This is a genomic window from Xanthobacter sp. 91 (genome assembly GCF_000702385.1).
In the GTDB taxonomy this organism is placed as follows: Bacteria; Pseudomonadota; Alphaproteobacteria; order Rhizobiales; family Xanthobacteraceae; genus Xanthobacter; species Xanthobacter aminoxidans.
In genome coordinates this window covers 2,716,544-2,734,657 of sequence record NZ_JNIB01000001.1, presented here as the reverse complement: position 1 = coordinate 2,734,657, position 18,114 = coordinate 2,716,544, and the positions used below count along the sequence as shown (strand labels likewise).

Annotated in this window: 15 protein-coding genes; 3 read left to right on the top strand and 12 right to left on the bottom strand. The window is 68.7% G+C overall.

From position 1 onward, the window contains the following. Positions 1–107: 107 nt before the first annotated feature. On the bottom strand, positions 108–1,070 hold the full coding sequence (locus A37E_RS0112955) for a YafY family protein (RefSeq protein ID WP_029556972.1): 963 nt from the start codon (positions 1,068–1,070) through the stop codon (positions 108–110). An 87-nt stretch (positions 1,071–1,157) separates the two neighbouring features. Between A37E_RS0112955 and A37E_RS0112950 the strand changes: the two genes are divergently transcribed. Together A37E_RS0112950 and A37E_RS0112945 are read left to right on the top strand one after the other, a co-directional pair. Continuing rightward, positions 1,158–1,814 carry a glutathione S-transferase family protein gene (locus A37E_RS0112950; RefSeq protein WP_029556971.1) on the top strand — a complete coding sequence of 219 codons (657 nt, stop codon included), beginning with the start codon at positions 1,158–1,160 and terminating at the stop codon, positions 1,812–1,814. A gap of 129 nt (positions 1,815–1,943) precedes the next feature. Next, positions 1,944–2,399: a hypothetical protein gene (locus A37E_RS0112945; protein ID WP_156026305.1), complete on the top strand. Its 456-nt coding sequence runs from the start codon at positions 1,944–1,946 to the stop codon at positions 2,397–2,399. A 6-nt stretch (positions 2,400–2,405) separates the two neighbouring features. On the opposite strand, the gene A37E_RS25340 is transcribed toward A37E_RS0112945, so the two are convergent. The 4 genes from A37E_RS25340 to A37E_RS0112925 all read right to left on the bottom strand — a co-directional run bounded on the left by A37E_RS25340 (position 2,406) and on the right by A37E_RS0112925 (position 7,105). Then, positions 2,406–2,909 (bottom strand): hypothetical protein, encoded by a 504-nt coding sequence (locus A37E_RS25340; RefSeq protein ID WP_038193040.1) that lies wholly within the window; start codon positions 2,907–2,909, stop codon positions 2,406–2,408. A gap of 133 nt (positions 2,910–3,042) precedes the next feature. Beyond that, positions 3,043–3,378 (bottom strand): ferredoxin FdxA, encoded by a 336-nt coding sequence (fdxA, locus tag A37E_RS0112935; protein ID WP_024277374.1) that lies wholly within the window; start codon positions 3,376–3,378, stop codon positions 3,043–3,045. A gap of 106 nt (positions 3,379–3,484) precedes the next feature. Further along, positions 3,485–3,760 (bottom strand): S4 domain-containing protein, encoded by a 276-nt coding sequence (locus A37E_RS0112930; RefSeq protein ID WP_029556969.1) that lies wholly within the window; start codon positions 3,758–3,760, stop codon positions 3,485–3,487. A gap of 3 nt (positions 3,761–3,763) precedes the next feature. After that, positions 3,764–7,105 carry a helicase-related protein gene (locus tag A37E_RS0112925; protein WP_029556968.1) on the bottom strand — a complete coding sequence of 1,114 codons (3,342 nt, stop codon included), beginning with the start codon at positions 7,103–7,105 and terminating at the stop codon, positions 3,764–3,766. A gap of 343 nt (positions 7,106–7,448) precedes the next feature. Here A37E_RS0112925 and A37E_RS0112920 point away from each other — a divergent pair, with 343 nt between their 5' ends. Then, entirely contained in the window at positions 7,449–8,237 is a 789-nt protein-coding gene (locus A37E_RS0112920; protein WP_280938458.1) for a creatininase family protein, read from the top strand. 189 nt (positions 8,238–8,426) lie between these two features. Here A37E_RS0112920 and A37E_RS0112915 read toward each other — a convergent pair whose 3' ends face one another. The 7 genes from A37E_RS0112915 to A37E_RS0112885 all read right to left on the bottom strand — a co-directional run bounded on the left by A37E_RS0112915 (position 8,427) and on the right by A37E_RS0112885 (position 17,747). Continuing rightward, positions 8,427–9,044: an NUDIX domain-containing protein gene (locus A37E_RS0112915; protein ID WP_029556966.1), complete on the bottom strand. Its 618-nt coding sequence runs from the start codon at positions 9,042–9,044 to the stop codon at positions 8,427–8,429. Between the two features lie 5 nt (positions 9,045–9,049). Continuing rightward, positions 9,050–10,687 (bottom strand): ABC transporter ATP-binding protein, encoded by a 1,638-nt coding sequence (locus A37E_RS0112910; RefSeq protein ID WP_029556965.1) that lies wholly within the window; start codon positions 10,685–10,687, stop codon positions 9,050–9,052. 10 nt (positions 10,688–10,697) lie between these two features. Then, positions 10,698–11,906 (bottom strand): ABC transporter permease, encoded by a 1,209-nt coding sequence (locus A37E_RS0112905; RefSeq protein WP_029556964.1) that lies wholly within the window; start codon positions 11,904–11,906, stop codon positions 10,698–10,700. Positions 11,907–11,909: 3 nt separating this feature from the next. Next, positions 11,910–13,022, bottom strand: coding sequence for a microcin C ABC transporter permease YejB (locus A37E_RS0112900; protein ID WP_024277367.1), 1,113 nt, complete (start codon positions 13,020–13,022; stop codon positions 11,910–11,912). A 96-nt stretch (positions 13,023–13,118) separates the two neighbouring features. Continuing rightward, entirely contained in the window at positions 13,119–15,017 is a 1,899-nt protein-coding gene (locus A37E_RS0112895; RefSeq protein WP_029556963.1) for an extracellular solute-binding protein, read from the bottom strand. Then, positions 15,014–16,759, bottom strand: a complete 1,746-nt coding sequence (locus tag A37E_RS0112890; protein WP_245279451.1) for an extracellular solute-binding protein — start codon at positions 16,757–16,759, stop codon at positions 15,014–15,016. The genes A37E_RS0112895 and A37E_RS0112890 overlap by 4 nt, the downstream gene beginning before the upstream one ends. Positions 16,760–17,456: 697 nt before the next feature. Continuing rightward, positions 17,457–17,747 carry a GIY-YIG nuclease family protein gene (locus tag A37E_RS0112885; protein WP_029556961.1) on the bottom strand — a complete coding sequence of 97 codons (291 nt, stop codon included), beginning with the start codon at positions 17,745–17,747 and terminating at the stop codon, positions 17,457–17,459. Positions 17,748–18,114 lie beyond the last annotated feature (367 nt).

Below are 18,114 nucleotides of genomic sequence, written 5' to 3'. Positions count from 1 at the left end.
CTTGTTCAATTTCGGCGATGTGATGCCGTACCGACACACCTCCCCCATCGGAAGGCCGTCGACGCGCGCGGACGCGCAGGCCCGGCCGGCGAAAGCCTGCGCCGCGCTCAGGGCGGGTAGAGCCGCCCCATCTTCTCCACCGTCTCCCGGATGCGCGCCCGCAGCTCCGGCGGCCCCAGCACCTCCGCCTCGGTGCCGAAGCGCATCAGCTCGCTGGATGCTTCCCACAGCGAGCCGACGCGCAGGGTGACCACCCGATGGCCGTCGGCGTCCGGCTCTCCCACCACCATGCCGGCCCGCGAGACGGCGGAGGTGACATGCTCCAGCAGGCGCAGGCCGAGGGGCGAGAGGCGCACCGTCGCCCGGTTCGGATACATCTCCTCTTCCAGCCGCCGCGTGCTCTCGCCCCACCAGGCGGCGAGGTCAAAGCCGGGCGGCGGCTCGAATCGCTCGGCCAGCGGCTCCAGCTCCCGGATGCGGCTGATGCGATAGGTCCGCACGCTGGCGTCCACCGCGCCGACGAGGTACCAGGCGCCGCTTTTCAGCACCATGCCCAAGGGCGCGACGCGCCGGCGCTTCTCGGCCCGCCACGACTGGTAGCGAATCTCGATGACATGCTGCTCCCACGCCGCCGCCGCGACGGCCTGGAGGAAGGGCGGTTCTTCCGCCGCATGGAACCAGCCGGGCGCATCGAGGTGGAAGCGCGTGCGCATCAGGGCGGCGGCGCTGCGCAGGTTGGCGGGCAGGCCCGCCGTCACCTTGGTCTGCGCCGCCGCGAGCACGGCGCCGAGGCCCAGCGCAGTGGCCGCCCCGCCAAGGCCGGAGAGGAACAGGGCCTGCGCCTCCTGCGCGGAAAGGCCGTTCAGCCGCGTGCGATAGCCTTCCAGCAGCCGGTAGCCGCCGCCCGCGCCGCGCTCGGCATAGACCGGCACGCCTGCCGCGCTCAAGGCGTCGATGTCGCGATAGATGGTGCGCAGCGACACCTCGCATTCCTCCGCGAGGGCCTGGGCGGTGACCGCCCCGCGGGCCTGGAGCACCATGAGGATCGACAGGAGGCGGCTGGCGCGCATGGAAAGAGTGCTAGCAAACCTGACAGAAGGTGTCAGCCTTGGCCGGTTAGAGGGGTGTCGTCACACGTGCTGACGACAGGAGCCTCCATGACCGCCGACGACCCCGTCACCCTGTTCTTCTCGCCCAACACACGCGCCTCCTGCGCGCTCACCCTGCTGGAGGAGCTGGGCGCGCCCTATCGCCTCCATGTGCTGAACATGAAGGCCGGCGAGCAGCGCCAGCCGCCCTATCTCGCCATCAACCCCATGGGGAAGGTGCCGGCCATCCTGCACCGGGGCGAGCTGGTCACCGAGCAGGTGGCGATCTTCATCCATCTCGCCGACGCCTTCCCCGAGGCCGGTTTCGCGCCGGCCTTGGGCGCGCCGGGTCGTGGGCCGTACCTGCGCTGGCTGGTCTATTACGCGGCCTGCTACGAACCCGCCCTCGCGGACCGCGCGCTGAAGCGCGACCCCGGCCCTGCCTCCATGTCGCCCTATGGCGACTTCGACACCATGCTCGACACCGTGTCGCGCGAGCTGGCCTCGAAGCCCTATCTGCTGGGCGACCGCTGCACGGCGGCCGACATTCTCTGGGGCAATGCCTTCCACTGGGGCGTGATGTTCAAGCTGGTGCCGGAGACGCCCGTGATCGCCGATTATGTCAGGCGCATCACCGGCCGGCCGGCGGCGCTGAAGGTGGCGGAGCTGGACGCACGGCTTGCCGCCGAGCATCAGGCGGCGGTGGACGCGGCAACGCCGGGCTGAGCGGCCGGCTCCCTCCCCTGCGAAAGGCGCCTTTGCAAAAGGGCGGAAATCGCTCCAGAACGGACTGCAAGAACAGCCGGGCATCGCATCGGACGGTGGCGGCGCGAGCGACAAGGGCGGGAGGAGCGCATGGATCACAGGATGGACCACAGACGCGGCGCGGGGTCCGCGCCGCAAGCGCTCCGCCGCCCCCTCCGCAAGGCCGCCCTCGCGGCGGTGCTGCTCCTGGCCGGAGCGGCGCCGGCGCTGGCGTTGATGTCGCCGCAGGTCTACGCGTCCGCCCGCGACGGGGCGAAGAGCGTCATCGTGCTGGAGGTAGAAGCGGTCACCATCACGCCGCGCGCGTTCGGCACCTGCGGGGTGACGGGAACGGTGAAGCTGGTGGAGCGCGGCGCGGCCTACTCGGTCGGGCAGAAGGTGACGCTCGACATTCCCTGCGCCCGCCCCAACGCTTTGCCGCCGCTGGGCGGCACCATCTACCAGGAGACCGACAGGCTGCAGGCCTCCAAATTCGGCCGCGCCTATCTCGACGCCGACGGCAAGCTGGTGCTCTCGCAATATGAGCGGCTGGAGGCGCTGCCCTGAGGGGGCTCAGCTCATTATGACCCTATAGAAGTGCCCTTCGATGGGCTCGACGGACAAGTCCATACTGGGGGCCTTGACGTGACCGCCCGGCGCGACAGGGCAATGGTCGCGATCAAGCACGGGGCAGGGGTCCGTGCGGACACCGTCGGTCTCGTCATAGACGACCGCTTCAATGAGCGTTGCCGTCACGAACAGGGACAGGTCGCGCCATTCCAGAACCAGCCGGACGGGCGATGCCGGGTTCCGGGCGCGCGCCTCGTCAATCATCCGCTCATAGCGGGGTAGGTGCGCGCGGAACCAGAAGGCCTGGGCGGACGCACCAACGGCGGGCAGGCTGAACAGGGTGGCGAGCACGGCCGAGACGCCAAGGATGCAGGCCAGCGCCTGACGGGGGCGTCGTCTCCACGAGAGGATCGGAACCGCGATCGTCGCAACGACCAGGAAGCCGAGGACGGGGAACGCTAGCAGGATCGCAGCGGCGTTCAGCTCGAAAAAGACAACGAGCACCATCGCAACGCAGAGCGCGCCCGCAATGGCCGATACTCGTGGCGACCACCGTGGTGGCCGCGGCCGGGTATCGCTCCCATTGTCTGTCGACCGGACAGGATCGGGACGCACTCTGGCCGTCCCGCCTCGCGCCCGCTCAGTCGCCCTGGCCGGGCTCCGGGGAGAACAGCTCTTCCTTGCCGGGCTTGCCGTCCCATTCCTTGGCGTCGGCGGGGGCGTCGCGCTTCAGGGTGATGTTGGGCCAGGTCTTGGCGTATTCGGCGTTGAGCGCGAGCCACTTCTCCAGCCCCGGCTCGGCATCGGGCTTGATGGCCTCGGCCGGGCATTCCGGCTCGCAGACGCCGCAGTCGATGCACTCGTCGGGGTGGATGACGAGCATGTTCTCGCCCTCGTAGAAACAGTCCACCGGGCACACGGACACGCAATCCATGTATTTGCAGCGGATGCAGTTCTCGGTGACGACATAGGTCATGGGCAATCCCTTTCGAGGGGCTCGGGTAGCGCAGGCGCACGCGCCACGCAAGCGGCGGCAGGACGCAGGCCGTTAAAACTGCGCGTGCCGCAGCCCCTAAATCCCGTCACGCTTCTGTTATTTCTTCGAAAAGCGCGAGGGCGGATGTAGCATCTCCCCGGCGTTCCGCAAAGGCGACCACGCGCAACACCCGCACCTGCCGGTCGAGGGCGATGGTGAGTACCTGCCCCGCCCGCACCATGTGGCCGGGGCTGGTCACCCGCGCGCCGTCGAGCCGCACATGGCCCGAGCGCACCAGATCGGCGGCGTCCTCGCGGGCGCGCACCACGCGGGCATGCCAGATCCAGCGGTCGAGCCTCTGCCGCTCCGCTGGATCCGCCACGGATCAGCTGCCCTTCTTCTCCGCCTCCAGCCGTGCCTTGAGCGCGGCGAGGGCGGCAAACGGGCTGTCGGGGTCCGCCGGCTTCTCGCGGCGGCGCTCCTGATGGGCGGGACGGTTGTCCGCCCGCTGCTCGGGACGCGGGCCGCGATGCTCGCGGTTGCCCTCGTTCTCGCGCGGGCCACGGAACGGCGGACGGTCGCCGCGCGGCGGACGCGGCGCGCGCTCGCCCTCGGGCGCACCGGCCTCGGCGGGGGCATGCTCGGGACGGCGGTGGGGCGGACGGCCATCGCGGCGCTCGCCGCGTCCGCCACCCTTCTCGCCACCGCGCTCGCCGCGATCCCCGCCGGGACGATCGCCGAAGCGGCGGCCTTCGCCGGCCGGACGCTCGCGACGCGGCGCGCCGGGCGGACGGCCGGGACGCCACACCTCGATCATCTCGGGCTCGGCGGGAGCGGCATCGGCAGCAGCAGCCTCGGCCACCTCGGCGGCACCTTCCACCGCCTCGGGACCACCGGGGGCGGCAGGCGCCTCCACCTCGGCCGCGACTTCGGCAGCGGTGGGATCGCCGGACACTTCGACCGCCTCGGCGGCAGCCTCAGCCTCGGCCGCATCGGCCAGAACCACGTCAGCGGGGGTTTCTTCGGCGGGCACATCCTCGGCGGGGGCCTCAATGAGCGCCTCGTCCGCCGATTCGGCCGGCGCATCGGCATCCTCGCCGACAGGCTCGTCCGCAGGCGCGGGCGCTTCCGCCGGGGCGTCGAACAGGAGATCCGCCTCGATGGCGCCTTCCGGCAGCGGGGCGAGTTCCGCGGGGGCCGCTTCCGGCGCAGCGGCGGGGGCCTCGGCCTCCGGCGGCGGCGGGGGGCGGCGCTCCATGCGATAGCCCAGCGACTTCAGGATGGAGGCGAAATCCTCCCCCGAGCAGCCGGCCAGCGAGGTCATGCCCACGGTGACGGTGAAGCCACGGCCGTCCACTGCCCCGGCCGGCTTGGGGCCGGGGGAGTTGGGCCGCCACGCCAGCGCCGGACGGATGAGGTCGGCGAGGCGCTCCAGAATGTCCACGCGCACGGCGCGCTCGCCGCACACGCGGAAGCCGACGGCGCGATAGAGCCCCTTCTGCACCTCGTGGTCCACGGGAATGGAGGTGCGACCGGAGGCGGCGAGGTGCGGCAGCTCGTCGAGGCCCTTCTGGGCGAGGCCGCCGTGCTTCAGCGCATAAAGCTCCGCCGCCAGCGCGCGCGGGGCGGGCTTCAGCAGGGCCGGCAGATAGATGTGATGGGCACCGAAGCGCACGCCATGGCCGCGCAGCGTGGCGCGGGCGGCCTGATCCAGCCCCTTCACCTCGTCGGCGACACGGGCGCGCTCCAGCACGCCGAGGCTCTCGACGATCTGGAAGGCGATGCCGCGGGCGATGCCGGTGATGTCCTCGGCGGTGCCGAGCTTGGTGAGCGCGCCGAGCAGCTTCTCGATATGGGCGGCCACCCACAGGGTGAGGCGCGCCTCCACCTGATCGCGGGCCGGGCCGGTGAGATGCTCGTCGGCGATGATCTTGAAGCGCGGCTTCAGCACCTCGTCGCCGGGGATGAGCTTGGCCACCGCCTCGCCCGTCCAGCGGATGGTGCCGTCGAAGGTGAGGACGAACGCCTCGTCCACCGCCTGCGACAGGCGCTGGGCGCGCTGCTCGATTTCGCCGGCCAGAGCCTGCTGGGCGGCGGCGCGCAATGCCTTCGCCTCCTCGCCACCGGCCGCGGCTGCGGGGTCGGGGGCGAACTGGAAGCCGTGGAGGTGGCCGATGACGTGGCCTTCGACGGTAACGTCACCGGTCTTGCTGATTTCAGTTTCGAGCATCGTGTTCTCTCGCAGGCGCCGCATGAGCACGCTGGTCCGCCGATCCACGAAACGCTGGGCTAGCCTTTCGTGCAACGCATCCGACAGCTTGTCCTCGACCCCTCTCGTGACGCCTTGCCAGTGCTCCGGATCCCTGAGCCAGTCGGGCCGGTTCGCAACGAAGGTGAGGGTCCTCACCTGCGCAATCCGGTTCGACAACGTGTCGATGTCGCCTTCTGCGCGATCGGTCAAGGCGATTTGACGCGCGAACCACTCATCGGGGATGCGACCACCCCCCTTTATGTGCCCGAAAAGGGTGCCCACCAGCTCCGCATGGGCCCCCGGGGAGACCTTGCGATAGTCCGGCACCTGGCAGGCATCCCACAGCCGTTCCACGTCGGCGGCGCCGTCGAGACGGCCCGTCACCTCCATGTCCCGGCTCATGATTTCAAGCACCGCAACGTCATCGGCGGTGGGCGCGCGGGCCAGCCCCTCCTCCTTCGGCAGGCGCGAAAGGGAGGTGAGGAGCGCGGTGGGCGACTGGAAATCCGCGACGGCGTTGCGCCATTGCAACACCTTCGCAGTGTCGAACACATGCTCCTCCAGCCGGGAGACCAGTTCCTCCTCAAGCGGTGGACAACGTCCCGTCGTGCCGAACGTGCCGTCCCGCGTCGCGCGGCCTGCGCGCCCGGCGATCTGCGCCATCTCGGAGGGGTTGAGCTTGCGATACTGCCAGCCGTCGAACTTGCGGTCCGAGGCGAAGGCCACATGGTCCACGTCGAGATTGAGGCCCATGCCGATGGCATCGGTGGCGACCAGATAGTCCACGTCGCCGGACTGGTAGAGCTCCACCTGGGCGTTGCGGGTGCGCGGCGAGAGCGCGCCCATCACCACCGCCGCCCCGCCCCGCTGGCGGCGGATGAATTCGGCGATGGAATAGACCTCGTCCGCCGAGAAGGCGACGATGGCCGAGCGGCGCGGCAGGCGGGAAATCTTGCGCTCACCGGCGAAGGTGAGGGTGGAGAGGCGCGGGCGCACCACCACGTTCACGCCGGGAATGAGCTTTTCCACAAGCGGGCGCATGGTGGCCGAGCCCAGCAGCAGCGTCTCGTGCCGGCCGCGCCGGTTCAGGATGCGGTCGGTGAAGACGTGGCCGCGATCGAGGTCGGTGGCGAGCTGGATCTCGTCGATGGCGACGAAGGCCACGTCGAGATCGCGCGGCATGGCCTCCACGGTGGAGACCCAGTAGCGCGGGCCCGTCCCGTGGCGGCCTTTCGGCTTGATCTTCTCCTCGCCGGTGATGAGGGCGACGTTCTCCGCGCCCACCCGATCGACGATGCGCTGGTAGACCTCGCGCGCGAGCAGGCGCAGCGGCAGGCCGATGATGCCGCTCTCATGGCCGAGCATCCGCTCGATGGCGAGGTGGGTCTTGCCCGTATTGGTCGGGCCAAGGACCGCGCTCACCCCCCGCGCCCTCAGATTGCGCGGCAGCACGGCCCATCGGGTGACGTCGTCCATCGGCTCAGGCGCAATCCACGTAAAGGAGGGGTGTCCTGTATCATATCGGGACGCGACGGCCATGGCGAAAGGGGGCCGGCGGACATTCGCGGAACGGGAGGGGGTCGAATCAGTGTCCAGGCGAGGTTCACGGGGTGTTCTCGGTGCCGCGAGCAGACGTCCTCCCCTCACCCGTCTCGAGGCGGAGCCGCGATCCACCCTCTCCCGCAAGGGGAGAGGGGAAGCCCCTGGGCCGAGGTATGTCCTGCGGACCCCAGACCCTTGACATCATGCGGCTTTTCCTTCCCATGGAGGTAGGGCGGCGCGGGCTGGCGCGCTAGGGGGCGGGAGGCGGACGGTGTTTCTGAAATGGGCTGAACTTTCCTCACCGGCACTCGCAGCGCTGGACAAGACCCGCATGGTCGCCGTCCTGCCCGTCGCCGCCGTGGAGCAGCATGGCCCGCATCTGCCGCTGGGCACCGACCTGTTTATCGCCGAGGGCTATGTGGAGCGCATCGCCTTCATGGTGCCGCGCGAGGTGGACGCGGTGTTCCTGCCGGTGCAGGCGGTGGGCAAGTCCGACGAGCACATCTCGTTCGCCGGCACGCTCACGCTTTCGCCCGCCACCGCCATCGCCGCCTGGGTGGAGCTGGGCCGCAGCCTCGCCCGCGCCGGCGTGCGCCGCCTCGTGCTCATGAACACCCATGGCGGCAACGTGCCGGTGATCGACCTCGTCGCCCGCACGCTGCGGGTGGACCACAAGATGCTGGCCGTCACCTGCTCCATGCACCGCTTCGGCTACCCCGTGGGCCTGTTCACCGACCACGAGCGGGCGCACGGCATCCATGGCGGGGAGATCGAGACCTCGCTGATGCTCGCCTTCCGCCCCGAGCTGGTGGACATGAGCCACGCCGGGCCGTTCCCGCCCTATTCCATCGCCATGGAAAGCGAGTTCCAGCGCCTGCGCGCCAACCACCCCGTCGGCTTCGGCTGGCTGGCGGAGGATTTGAGCCCCGACGGCGCCATGGGCGACGCCACCCACGCCACCGCGCTGAAGGGCGAAGCCGCCTTCGAATACGGCTCCCGCGCCTTCGTGGAGCTGCTGAGGGACGTGGCGGCGTTCGATCTGGCCCGGCTGGAGCCGCATGCGTGAGGGTGGGATAGGTCGGCAGTCGGCGCGCTTGCTTCGCCGTCATGCCCGGCCTTGTGACGGGCATCCACGTCAGGCCGAATTTACATCGCTGTGAGACGGGTCCCCGGCCCAACCACGTGGATGGCCGGGACAAGCCCGGCCATGACGGCGGTGAGGGACGGCAACGGGGGTGCGGGTCTCAGCGCCCCCCTACCCCCGCTCCGCCGCCGCGATCAGCTCCGGCAGCCGCGCGCGGTTGAGCGCGAGCCATTGGAGGGCGAGGATCAGCACGCCATTGAGGCAGCGCCCCTCGGCAATGGCGGCGAGGGCCTCGTCCACTGGTAGCGCGAAGGGCTGCGTCATCTCCGTCTCCTCCCGCGACCCCGCCCGCTCCGGCAGGCGGGAGGCATCGAGGACGCCGAGAAAGATGGAGGCCAGCTCGTCCGTGATGCCGGGGCTGGGCGTAAAGGTCAGGATGGGGAGCAGAGCGCGGGGTGCGACGCCCGCCTCCTCCACGCACTCGCGCCGGGCCGCGTCCTCCAGCGCCTCGCCCGGCTCCACCATGCCGGCGACGATCTCCACCAGATCGCCCCGGTTGCTGGAGAGGTGCGCGGACAGGCGGAATTGGCGGATCATCACCACGAGGTCGCGCTCGGGATCGTAACCCAGCACGGCAATCACCTGCCCACCGCGCACGATGTCGCGCACCTGATGGTCGCTGGTGCCGTCCGCATGGTGCAGCACGAGGCGGTAGCGCTCATAGGGGCGGAAGCCCTTGGCCAGCAGCTCCGGGCCTTCCACGTCCACGCGCGCGGGTCGATCTTCCATCACCGTCACTGGCGCACCACGCCGTGGCCGGTGGCGTCGAGATTGAAGGCGGCCGCGAACAAGGCGCGGGTGTAGTCCTCCTTCGGGTGTTCGAACACGTCGTGCGCCGGCCCCTCCTCCACCATCTTGCCGTTGCGCATGACGAGGATGCGGCTCGCCAGCGCCGAGACCACGCGCAGATCGTGGGAGATGAACATGAAGGTGAGGTCGCGCTTCTTCTGGAGCGCGCGCAGCAGATCGACGATCTGCGCCTGCACGATCATGTCGAGCGCGCTGGTCGGCTCGTCCAGCACCACGAAGGAGGGCTCCAGCGCCATGGCGCGGGCGATGGAGATGCGCTGGCGCTGGCCGCCGGAGAATTCGTGGGGATAGCGGTGCCGCGTCTCGGGATCGAGCCCCACGTCGGCGAGCGCCGCCACCACCCGCGCCTCGCGCTGATCGGCTGAGAGCTGGCGCTGGTGCACCAGCAGCCCCTCCTCCACGATTTCCGCCACCGACATGCGCGGCGAGAGCGCGCCGAAGGGGTCCTGGAACACGATCTGGAGGTCCGAGCGCAGCGGCCGCATGGCCTTGAAGCTGAGCCCATCGATGGGCTTGCCGAGGAAGGCGATGGGTCCGGTGCTGGAGATGAGCCGCAGCAGCGCGAGGCCGAGCGTGGTCTTGCCCGAGCCGCTCTCCCCCACCACGCCCAAAGTCTCGCCCCGGCGGATGGCGACGGACACCCCGTCCACCGCCTTCACATGCCCCACCGTCTTGCGCATGATGCCGCGCTTGATGGGGAAATAGACCTTGAGGTCGCTCGCCTCCACCACCAAGGGGGCATCGGGGGCGATGGGGGCCGGGTCCGGCTTCGGCTCGGCCTTCAGCAGTGCCTGGGTGTAGGCGTGCTTCGGGTGGAGGAAGGTCTCCTCCGCCCCGCCCTGTTCCACGATCTCGCCTTTCTGCATCACGCACACCCGGCCGGCGATCTTGCGCACGATGCCGAGGTCATGGGTGATGAACAGCATGGCCATGCCGAGCCGCGCCTGAAGCTCCTTGAGCAGCTTCAGGATCTGCGCCTGCACGGTCACGTCGAGCGCCGTGGTGGGCTCGTCGGCAATCAGCAGGTCCGGCTCGTTGGCGAGCGCCATGGCGATCATCACGCGCTGGCGCTGGCCGCCGGACAATTGGTGCGGATAGGCGGAAAGCCGCTCCTCGGGCTGGGGGATGCCCACCTCGGCGAGCAGTTCCAGCGTGCGGGCGCGGGCGGCATGGGCGGACATGCCGCGATGGAGGATCAGCATCTCCCCCACCTGCCGCTCGATGCTGTGGAGCGGGTTCAGCGAGCTCATGGGCTCCTGGAACACCATGGTGATGTTGTTGCCGCGGATGCCGCGCAATTCCCGCTCCGACACCGTGAGCAGGTCGCGCCCTTTGAACAGGATCTCGCCCGAGGGGTGGCTCGCCGTGGGATAGGGCAGCAGCTTCAGCACCGACAGCGCCGTGACCGACTTGCCGGAGCCGGATTCGCCGACCAGCGCCAGCGTCTCGCCCTTGGCGAGATCGAACGACACAGTCTTCACCGCCAGCGCCGGCGGCGCGCCATCGCCACGGCGGAAGGCGACGGAGAGGTCGCGGACGGAAAGGAGGGGTTCAGCGGTCATGGTTTCCCCCTCACCCGAACGTCTTGCGCGGATCGAAGGCGTCGCGCACCGCCTCGCCGATGAAGATGAGGAGGCTCAGCATCACCGCCACGGTGAAGAAGCCGGTGAGGCCGAGCCAGGGCGCCTGGATGTTGTTCTTGCCCTGGGAGAGCAGTTCGCCCAGCGAGGGCGAGCCGGGGGGCAGGCCGAAGCCGAGGAAGTCCAGCGCCGTCAGCGTCATCACCGAAGACGACAGGATGAAGGGCAGCATGGTCAGCGTCGCCACCATGGCGTTGGGCAGCATATGCCGCGTCATGATGGTGAGGTTGCCGACCCCGAGAGCCCGCGCCGCCTGCACATATTCGAAATTGCGTGCGCGCAGGAATTCGGCGCGCACCAGCCCCACCAGCGACACCCATGAGAAGAGCAAGAGGATGCCGAGCAGCACCCAGAAGCCCGGCACCAGCACCGAGGAGATGATGAGCAGCAGGTAGAGCGAGGGAATGGCCGTCCAGATCTCGATGAAGCGCTGGAACAGGAGGTCCACCCAGCCGCCGAAATAGCCCTGCACCGCGCCCGCCCCCACGCCCACCACAGACGAGACGATGGTCAGCGCGAGGCCGAACAGCACGGAGATTCGGAAGCCGTAGATGAGGCGGGCCACCACGTCGCGGCCCTGATCGTCCGTGCCGAGCCAGTTCATCTCGAGGCCGGCGCAGCCGGACACGCCCTTCTTCTCGGCTGCCGCCTTGCACTGGGCCTCGGTGAGCATCCAGGTGGGCGGCGAGGGCGCGGGGGTGGGCAGGTCCAGATTGTGGGTGGAGTAGGAGAAGCGGATGAAGGGCCACACCATCCAGCCGCCCTTCTCGGCGATCAGCTTCTGCAGGAAGGGATCGCGATAGTCCGCATCCGTCTCGAAGTCGCCGCCGAACGCGGTCTCGGGATAGGCCTTCACGACGGGGAAGTAATAGCCGCCGTCATAGGAGACGAGGATGGGCTTGTCGTTGGCGATGAACTCGGCGCCGAGGCTGAGCACGAACAGCACCATGAAGACCACGAACGACCAGTAGCCGCGCCCGTTGCCGCGGAAGTTCGCCAGCCGCCGCCGGTTCAGCGGCGAGAGGGCGAAACGGCTCTTGGGCTTGGTCTCGCCCGGGGGCGGCAGCGGGCCGTGGGCGGTGTCGCGGGCGGCGGGCACATCGGTGGGCGCGCCGGGCTGGAGCACGGGAACGGCATCCATGGCTCAGACCTCCCGTGTCTCGAAGTCGATCCGGGGATCGACCAGCATGTAGGTGAGGTCCGAGATGAGGCCGACGATGAGCCCCGCCAGCGAGAAGATGTAGAGGGTGGCGAATACGACGGGATAATCGCGGTTGAGCACGCTCTCGAAGCCCAGCAGGCCGAGACCGTCCAACGAGAAGATGGTCTCGATCAAGAGCGAGCCGGAGAAGAAGGCGGCGATGAAGGCGCTGGGGAAGCCGGCGATGACGATCAGCATGGCATTCCTGAACACATGGCCGTAGAGCACCCGGCTCTCGGACAGCCCCTTCATGCGCGCCGTGGTCACGTACTGCTTGCGGATCTCTTCCAGGAACGAGTTCTTGGTGAGCAGCGTCATGGTTGCGAAGGCGCCGAGCACCATGGAGGTGAGCGGCAGCACCAGGTGCCAGGCGTAGTCGGCGATGCGCTCGGGCCAGCTCATCTGCCAGAAATTCTCGGAGGTGAGGCCGCGCAGCGGGAACAGATCGAGGAAGGAGCCGCCCGCGAACAGGATGATGAGCAGGATGGCGAACAAGAAGGACGGGATGGCATAGCCGACGATGATGACCGCCGAGGTCCACACGTCGAAGCGCGAGCCGTCGCGCATGGCCTTGCCGATGCCGAGCGGGATGGAGATGAGGTAGGTGATGAGCGTCATCCACAGGCCGAGCGAGATGGAGACGGGCATCTTCTCGCCGATCAGCTCCAGCACCGAGATGTCGCGGAAGTAGGACTTGCCGAAGTTGAAGGTGGCATAGTCCGTGATCATCTTCAGGAAGCGCTCGTGGGGCGGCTTATCGAAGCCGAACTGCTTTTCCAGCTCCTTGATGAAGGCCGGGTCGAGGCCCTGCGCGCCGCGATACTTGGACGACATCTCCGCCGCCGCCCCGGCCTGCGCCGCCGCGCCCGCCCCGCTGAAGTCGCTGCCGCCGCCGGAGACGCGCGAGGTGGCGGAGACGTCCTCGCCGGTCAATTGCGCGATCACGCGCTCCACCGGCCCGCCGGGGGCGAACTGGATGACCACGAACGACACCAGCATGATGCCGAGAATGGTCGGCACCATGAGGGCGATGCGGCGGACGATGTAAGCGAGCATCAGGTGTCCCGTTGCGGCACTTCGGTTCAGGCTAGACCATATTGGCGGGAAAAGGTTGCCGCTTCACATGAAGATTCATCCATATGGCGCCGCCCCTCAGCCGCCCCGGGCGGGATCAAGGCCGGTGCTCCACCAAGTGTCGAGCACGCCCAACTCGTAGCGCGGCTTCACCGCCGGGCGGGCGAACTGGTTCCAGTAGGCGATGCGGTTCTGGCCGGAATACCACTGGGGAATCCAGTAGCGGCCGGACCGGAGCACCCGGTCCAGCGCCCGGCAGGCGGTGACGAGGGCGGCCGCGTCGGGGGCGGCCAGCGCCGCGTTGATGAGGCCGTCCACCGCCGGGTCGGCGATACCAGCCACATTGTAGGAGCCGCGCGTGCGCGCCGCCTCGGTGGAGAAATAGGCGCGCAGCTCGTCGCCGGGATAGGGCGCGAAACTGTAGCGGCGCACCACGAGGTCGAAGTCGAAATTCTGCAGCCGCTGCTGGAACTGGGCCGGGTCCACGATGCGGAAGGTGGCCTCGATGCCCACCTTCTTCAGATGGCCGATGAAGCGGGCGGTGTGGCGCTCCAGGCCGCCGTCATCGTCCAGGAACTCCATGGTGAAGGCCTCGCCCTTGGCATCCACCAGTTTGCCCTGCTGCACGGTATAGCCCGCCTCCTTGAGGAGGTTGAGGGCCTGCCGGCGCAGGTTGCGGTCCTCGCCGGAGCCGTCGGACTGGGGCGGCACGTAGGGTTCGCCGAACACTTCCTCGGGCAGGCGGTCGCGGTAGGGGTCGAGCAGCTTCAGCTCCGCCGGCGAGGGCAGGCCCTGCGCCATCATCTCCGAATTCTGGAAGAAGGAGACGGTGCGGGTGTAGCTGTCGTACATCAGGTTCTTGCGGGTCCAGTCGAAATCGAACAGGAGCCCGACGGCCTCGCGCACGCGGCGGTCGAAGAATTTCGGACGGCGGGTGTTGAGAAACCAGCCCTGCACGCCGGAGAAGCTCTCGTCCGGCAGCGTCTCCACCTTCACCCGTCCCTCGCGCACGGCGGGGAAATCGTAGCCGGTGGCCCATTCGCGCGCGGTGAACTCCTCGCGGAAGAGATAGACCTTGGCCTTGAAGCCTTCGAGGCCGGCCACCCGGTCGCGGAAATATTCGTAGCGCACCTGATCGAAGTTGAAGCGCCCCTTCATGACAGGCAGGTCGCGGCCCCAATAGGTGGGCACGCGATTGTACTCGATGTAGCGCCCCTGCTCGAAGCGGCCGATGCGGTACGGCCCCGAGCCCATGGGCACCTCCAGCGACGACTGGCCGAACGGGTGCTTGGCCAGAAACGCCTTGGAGAAGATGGGCAGGCCCGCCACCGTCAGCGGCACGTCGCGCGCGCGGCCCGGCTTGAAGCGGAACACCACCTCGTTCGGCCCGTCCGCCTCGATGGCGGTGACGTCGCGCAGGGCCATGCGGATGGTCTCGTAGCCCTCCGCCTTGAAGGCCTCGAAGGTGGCCACCACGTCCGCCGAAGTGAGCGGCGTGCCGTCGTGGAAACGCGCCTCGCGCCTGAGCTTGAAGCGGTAGGTGAGCCCCTCGTCCGAAATCACCACGGACGAGGCCAGTCGCCCATACATGGCGCTCTTCTCGTCGCCGGCGGCGGCCATCAGGGTGTCGTAGATCAGCTCGATGCCCTGTGCGCCGTTGCCCCGCTGGTTGTAGGGGTTCAGCGTGTCGAAGGTGGTGAGCGACTGGTTGTAATACGTCGCGCGGCCGAGCTGGGAGAAGGGCCCGCCCTTGGGCGCGTCCGGGTTCACATAGTCGAAATGGGTGAAGGTCGCCGGATACCTGAGGTCGCCGAAGAAGGAGAGGCCGTGCCGCTCCACCGCGGCGGCGGACGTGCCGCCCTCCCCTGCCGCGGACTCCGCCGCCGAGGGGGCGGGCGAAGCGCCTTGCGCCCTCGCCAGAGCGGGCACAAGGAGCGCGCAGGACGACGCCAGCAGCGCGCGGCGCGTGAGGCTCATTTGCCGGCTCCCGCGCCGGTCTTCGACGCCTTGGCCGGGTCGAACCACCAGATGTCGGGGAAGGCGAAGGAATAGGCGGGCAGCTGCGCCGGATGGGCGAAGCGGTCCCAGCGCGCGGTGCGGGTATAGTTCAGCCCCCAGGCGGGGATGACATATTCGTTCCACAGCAGCACGCGGTCCAGCGCGTGGGTGGCGGCGACGAGGTCGGCGCGGTCGGTGGCGTAGATGACCTTCTCGATGAGCGCATCCACCGCCGGGTCCTTGATGCCGGCGAGGTTGCGCGAGCCTTCCCGGTCGGCGGCCTCCGAGCCCCAGAACTCGCGCTGCTCGTTGCCCGGCGACAGCGACTGGCCCCAGCCGGAGACGATGATGTCGTAATCGCGCGAGCGCACGCGGTTGATGTATTGCGAGGTGTCCACCATGCGGATCGACACCTCGATGCCGAGGCGTTCCAGCGCCGGGCGGTAGAACACCGCCACCCGCTCCATGGCGGGGCTGGAGAGCAGGAACTCGATGGTGAAGGGCTCGCCCTTGGCGTTCACCAGCTTGCGGTTCTTCACCTCGTAGCCGGCCTCCTTGAACAGGCGTGCCGCCTCGCGCAGGTTCGCCCGCCGCGCCTCCTCCGATCCGCTTTCGGGATTGGTGTAGGCGGTGGTGAACACCTGCGGCGGCACCTTGTCCTTCAACGAGTTGAGGATCTCCAGCTCGCGGCCCTGCGGCAGGCCGGAGGAGGCAAGCTCGGTGCCGGAGAAGAAGGAACTGGTGCGCTTGTACTGGCCGAAGAACAGGGTGTGGTTCATGCCCTCGAAATCGAGCGCGTAATTCAGCGCGCGGCGCACGCGCGGGTCCTTGAACTTGTCGCGGCGCAGGTTGGGAATGAAGGCCTGCATGACGCCGGACGAGCGGTTCTCGAACATCTCCAGCACCACGCGGCCATCGGCGCGGGCGGGAAAATCATAGGCGGTCGCCCAGTTCTTGGCCGAGGATTCCACGCGGAAATCATACTGGTCGGCCTTGAAGGCTTCGAGCATCACCGTGTCGTCGCGGAAATACTCGTAGCGCATCTCGTCGAAATTATCCTTTCCGACGTTCACATTGAGGTCCTTCGCCCAATAGTCCTTCACCCGCTCGTAGGTGATGGAGCGGCCGGCGATGAAGCTCTTGATGCGATAGGCGCCCGAGCCCAGCGGCACCTCCAGCGTGCCCTGCGCGATGTCGCGCGGCTTGCCGTTGGCGTCCGTGCCGGTCCACCAGTGCTTCGGCAGGATGGTGAGCTGGCCGACGATCTGCGGCAGCTCGCGGTTGCCGGCCTGGTCGAAGGTGAAGGTCACATCCCGGTCGCCGGTCTTCTCGGCCTTGGTGACGTGGCTGTAATAGAAGCGCTGGTTGGGGTTGTTCTTCGTCAGCGCCTCGAAGGAGAACACCACGTCCTCGGGGGTGATCGGCTTGCCGTCATACCAGCGCGCGTCGGCGCGGATGCGATAGGTGACGGAGGAGAAGTCCGCCGGGTAGCTCACCCCTTCCGCGATCAGCCCGTACTCGCTCGCCACCTCGTCGGAGGCGGCGACCATGAGCGTGTCGTAGATCAGATTGATGCCCGCCGCGGGCGTGCCGCGCGGCACCACGAAATTGAAGGTGTCGAATGTGCCGTCCTCGGCGAGGCGCAGCAGGCCGCCCTTGGGTGCGGCGGGATTCACATATTTGAAATGGGGAAAGCCGGCGGGATAGGCGGGCTCGCCCATCAGCGACAGACCGTGCCTGAACACGGGTGCTGCGGGCGTGGCCGCCGGCGCGGCGGCGGTGGAGGAAGAGGGTGCGGCCGGGTCCGGCGCCGGTTTCGCGTCCTCCGCGCTGCGGCCGGGCGCCGCGAAGGCAAGGCTCAGCGCGGCGGCGAGGGCAAGGCGGCGGGCGAGGGACGCAAGCATCGGCAACTCCGGTTGGATCGCGCTTCGATCCGGGAATAGCCGATTATGGCACCCGCCGCGACGGCAGAAACATGGCGGCGACAAGGGGGAGAGGCAGGCGCGAGGACGGGGCGACCTGCGCATCGAACGCTGGGGAAGCCTTGTGGGCAGCCGGAAAGCGGCTCCTTGGAGCGCTCCCCATGCGGAAGGCTTCCGGCCCGGGCGAAAGCGCCGGGGATGACAATGGCGTGAAATGGCGGGCCTCCCTCCGCCGAGGTCACTGCCAAGTCCACCCTCTCGCCTCCGTCATGGCCGGGCTCGTCCCGGCCATCCACGTGGCCCGGCCGGGAAGACTTTCCGAGCGCCGTCCCATCGGCACGACGTGGATGCCCGGGACAAGCCCGGGCATGACGGTGCGATAACGGAAGGCGCCGCAACGGAAAGCGGAAGGCGGGCATGCACCTGTCCGCGTTCGGCCGGCGCAGCTATCCCCCCTCCGTCATGGCCGGGCTTGTCCCGGCATGACGGCGACAACTCAGGACGCGATCTCGTCGTACAGGTCTCGCCATTCCGGGTTCATCTCCAGCACGAGGCCGACCTTCCAGGCGCGCGGCCAATGCTTCATCGTCTTCTCGCGCTGGATGGCCCGCGCAATCTCGTCGTGGCGCTCGAAGTAGATCAGCTGGGTCAGGCGGTGACGCTTGGTGAAGCCGTCGATCTCCCCCTCACGATGTTCGAAAATGCGACGCACCAGGTCGTTCGTCACGCCGACATAGAGCGTGCCGTTCGGACGGTTGGTGAGGATATAGACCCAGCCCCCGCGCATCGGCAGAAGTTGGATCGGACCTTAAGCTTCGGCAAGCCCTGCTGCCGTCACCGCCGTCATGGCCGGGCGACGGCGCGATAGCGGACGGTAGCGCGCCGAATGGGCCATGCGGGGGACGCCTGTCGGCCGCTCGTCTGACCCACCCACCCCTCACCGCCGTCATGGCCGGGCTTGTCCCGGCCATCCACGTGGCTCGGCCGGGAACACCTTTCGGGCATCGTCCCAGCGGCCCGACGTGGATGCCCGGCACAAGGCCGGGCATGACGGGGTAACAGCAGGAGGGAGAGCGTCACGCCCCAAAAGAAAAAGCCCTCCCCCGCAGGCGGGAGAGGGCTTCATTCGTCAGAGCAGGATCAGGCCGGAGCGG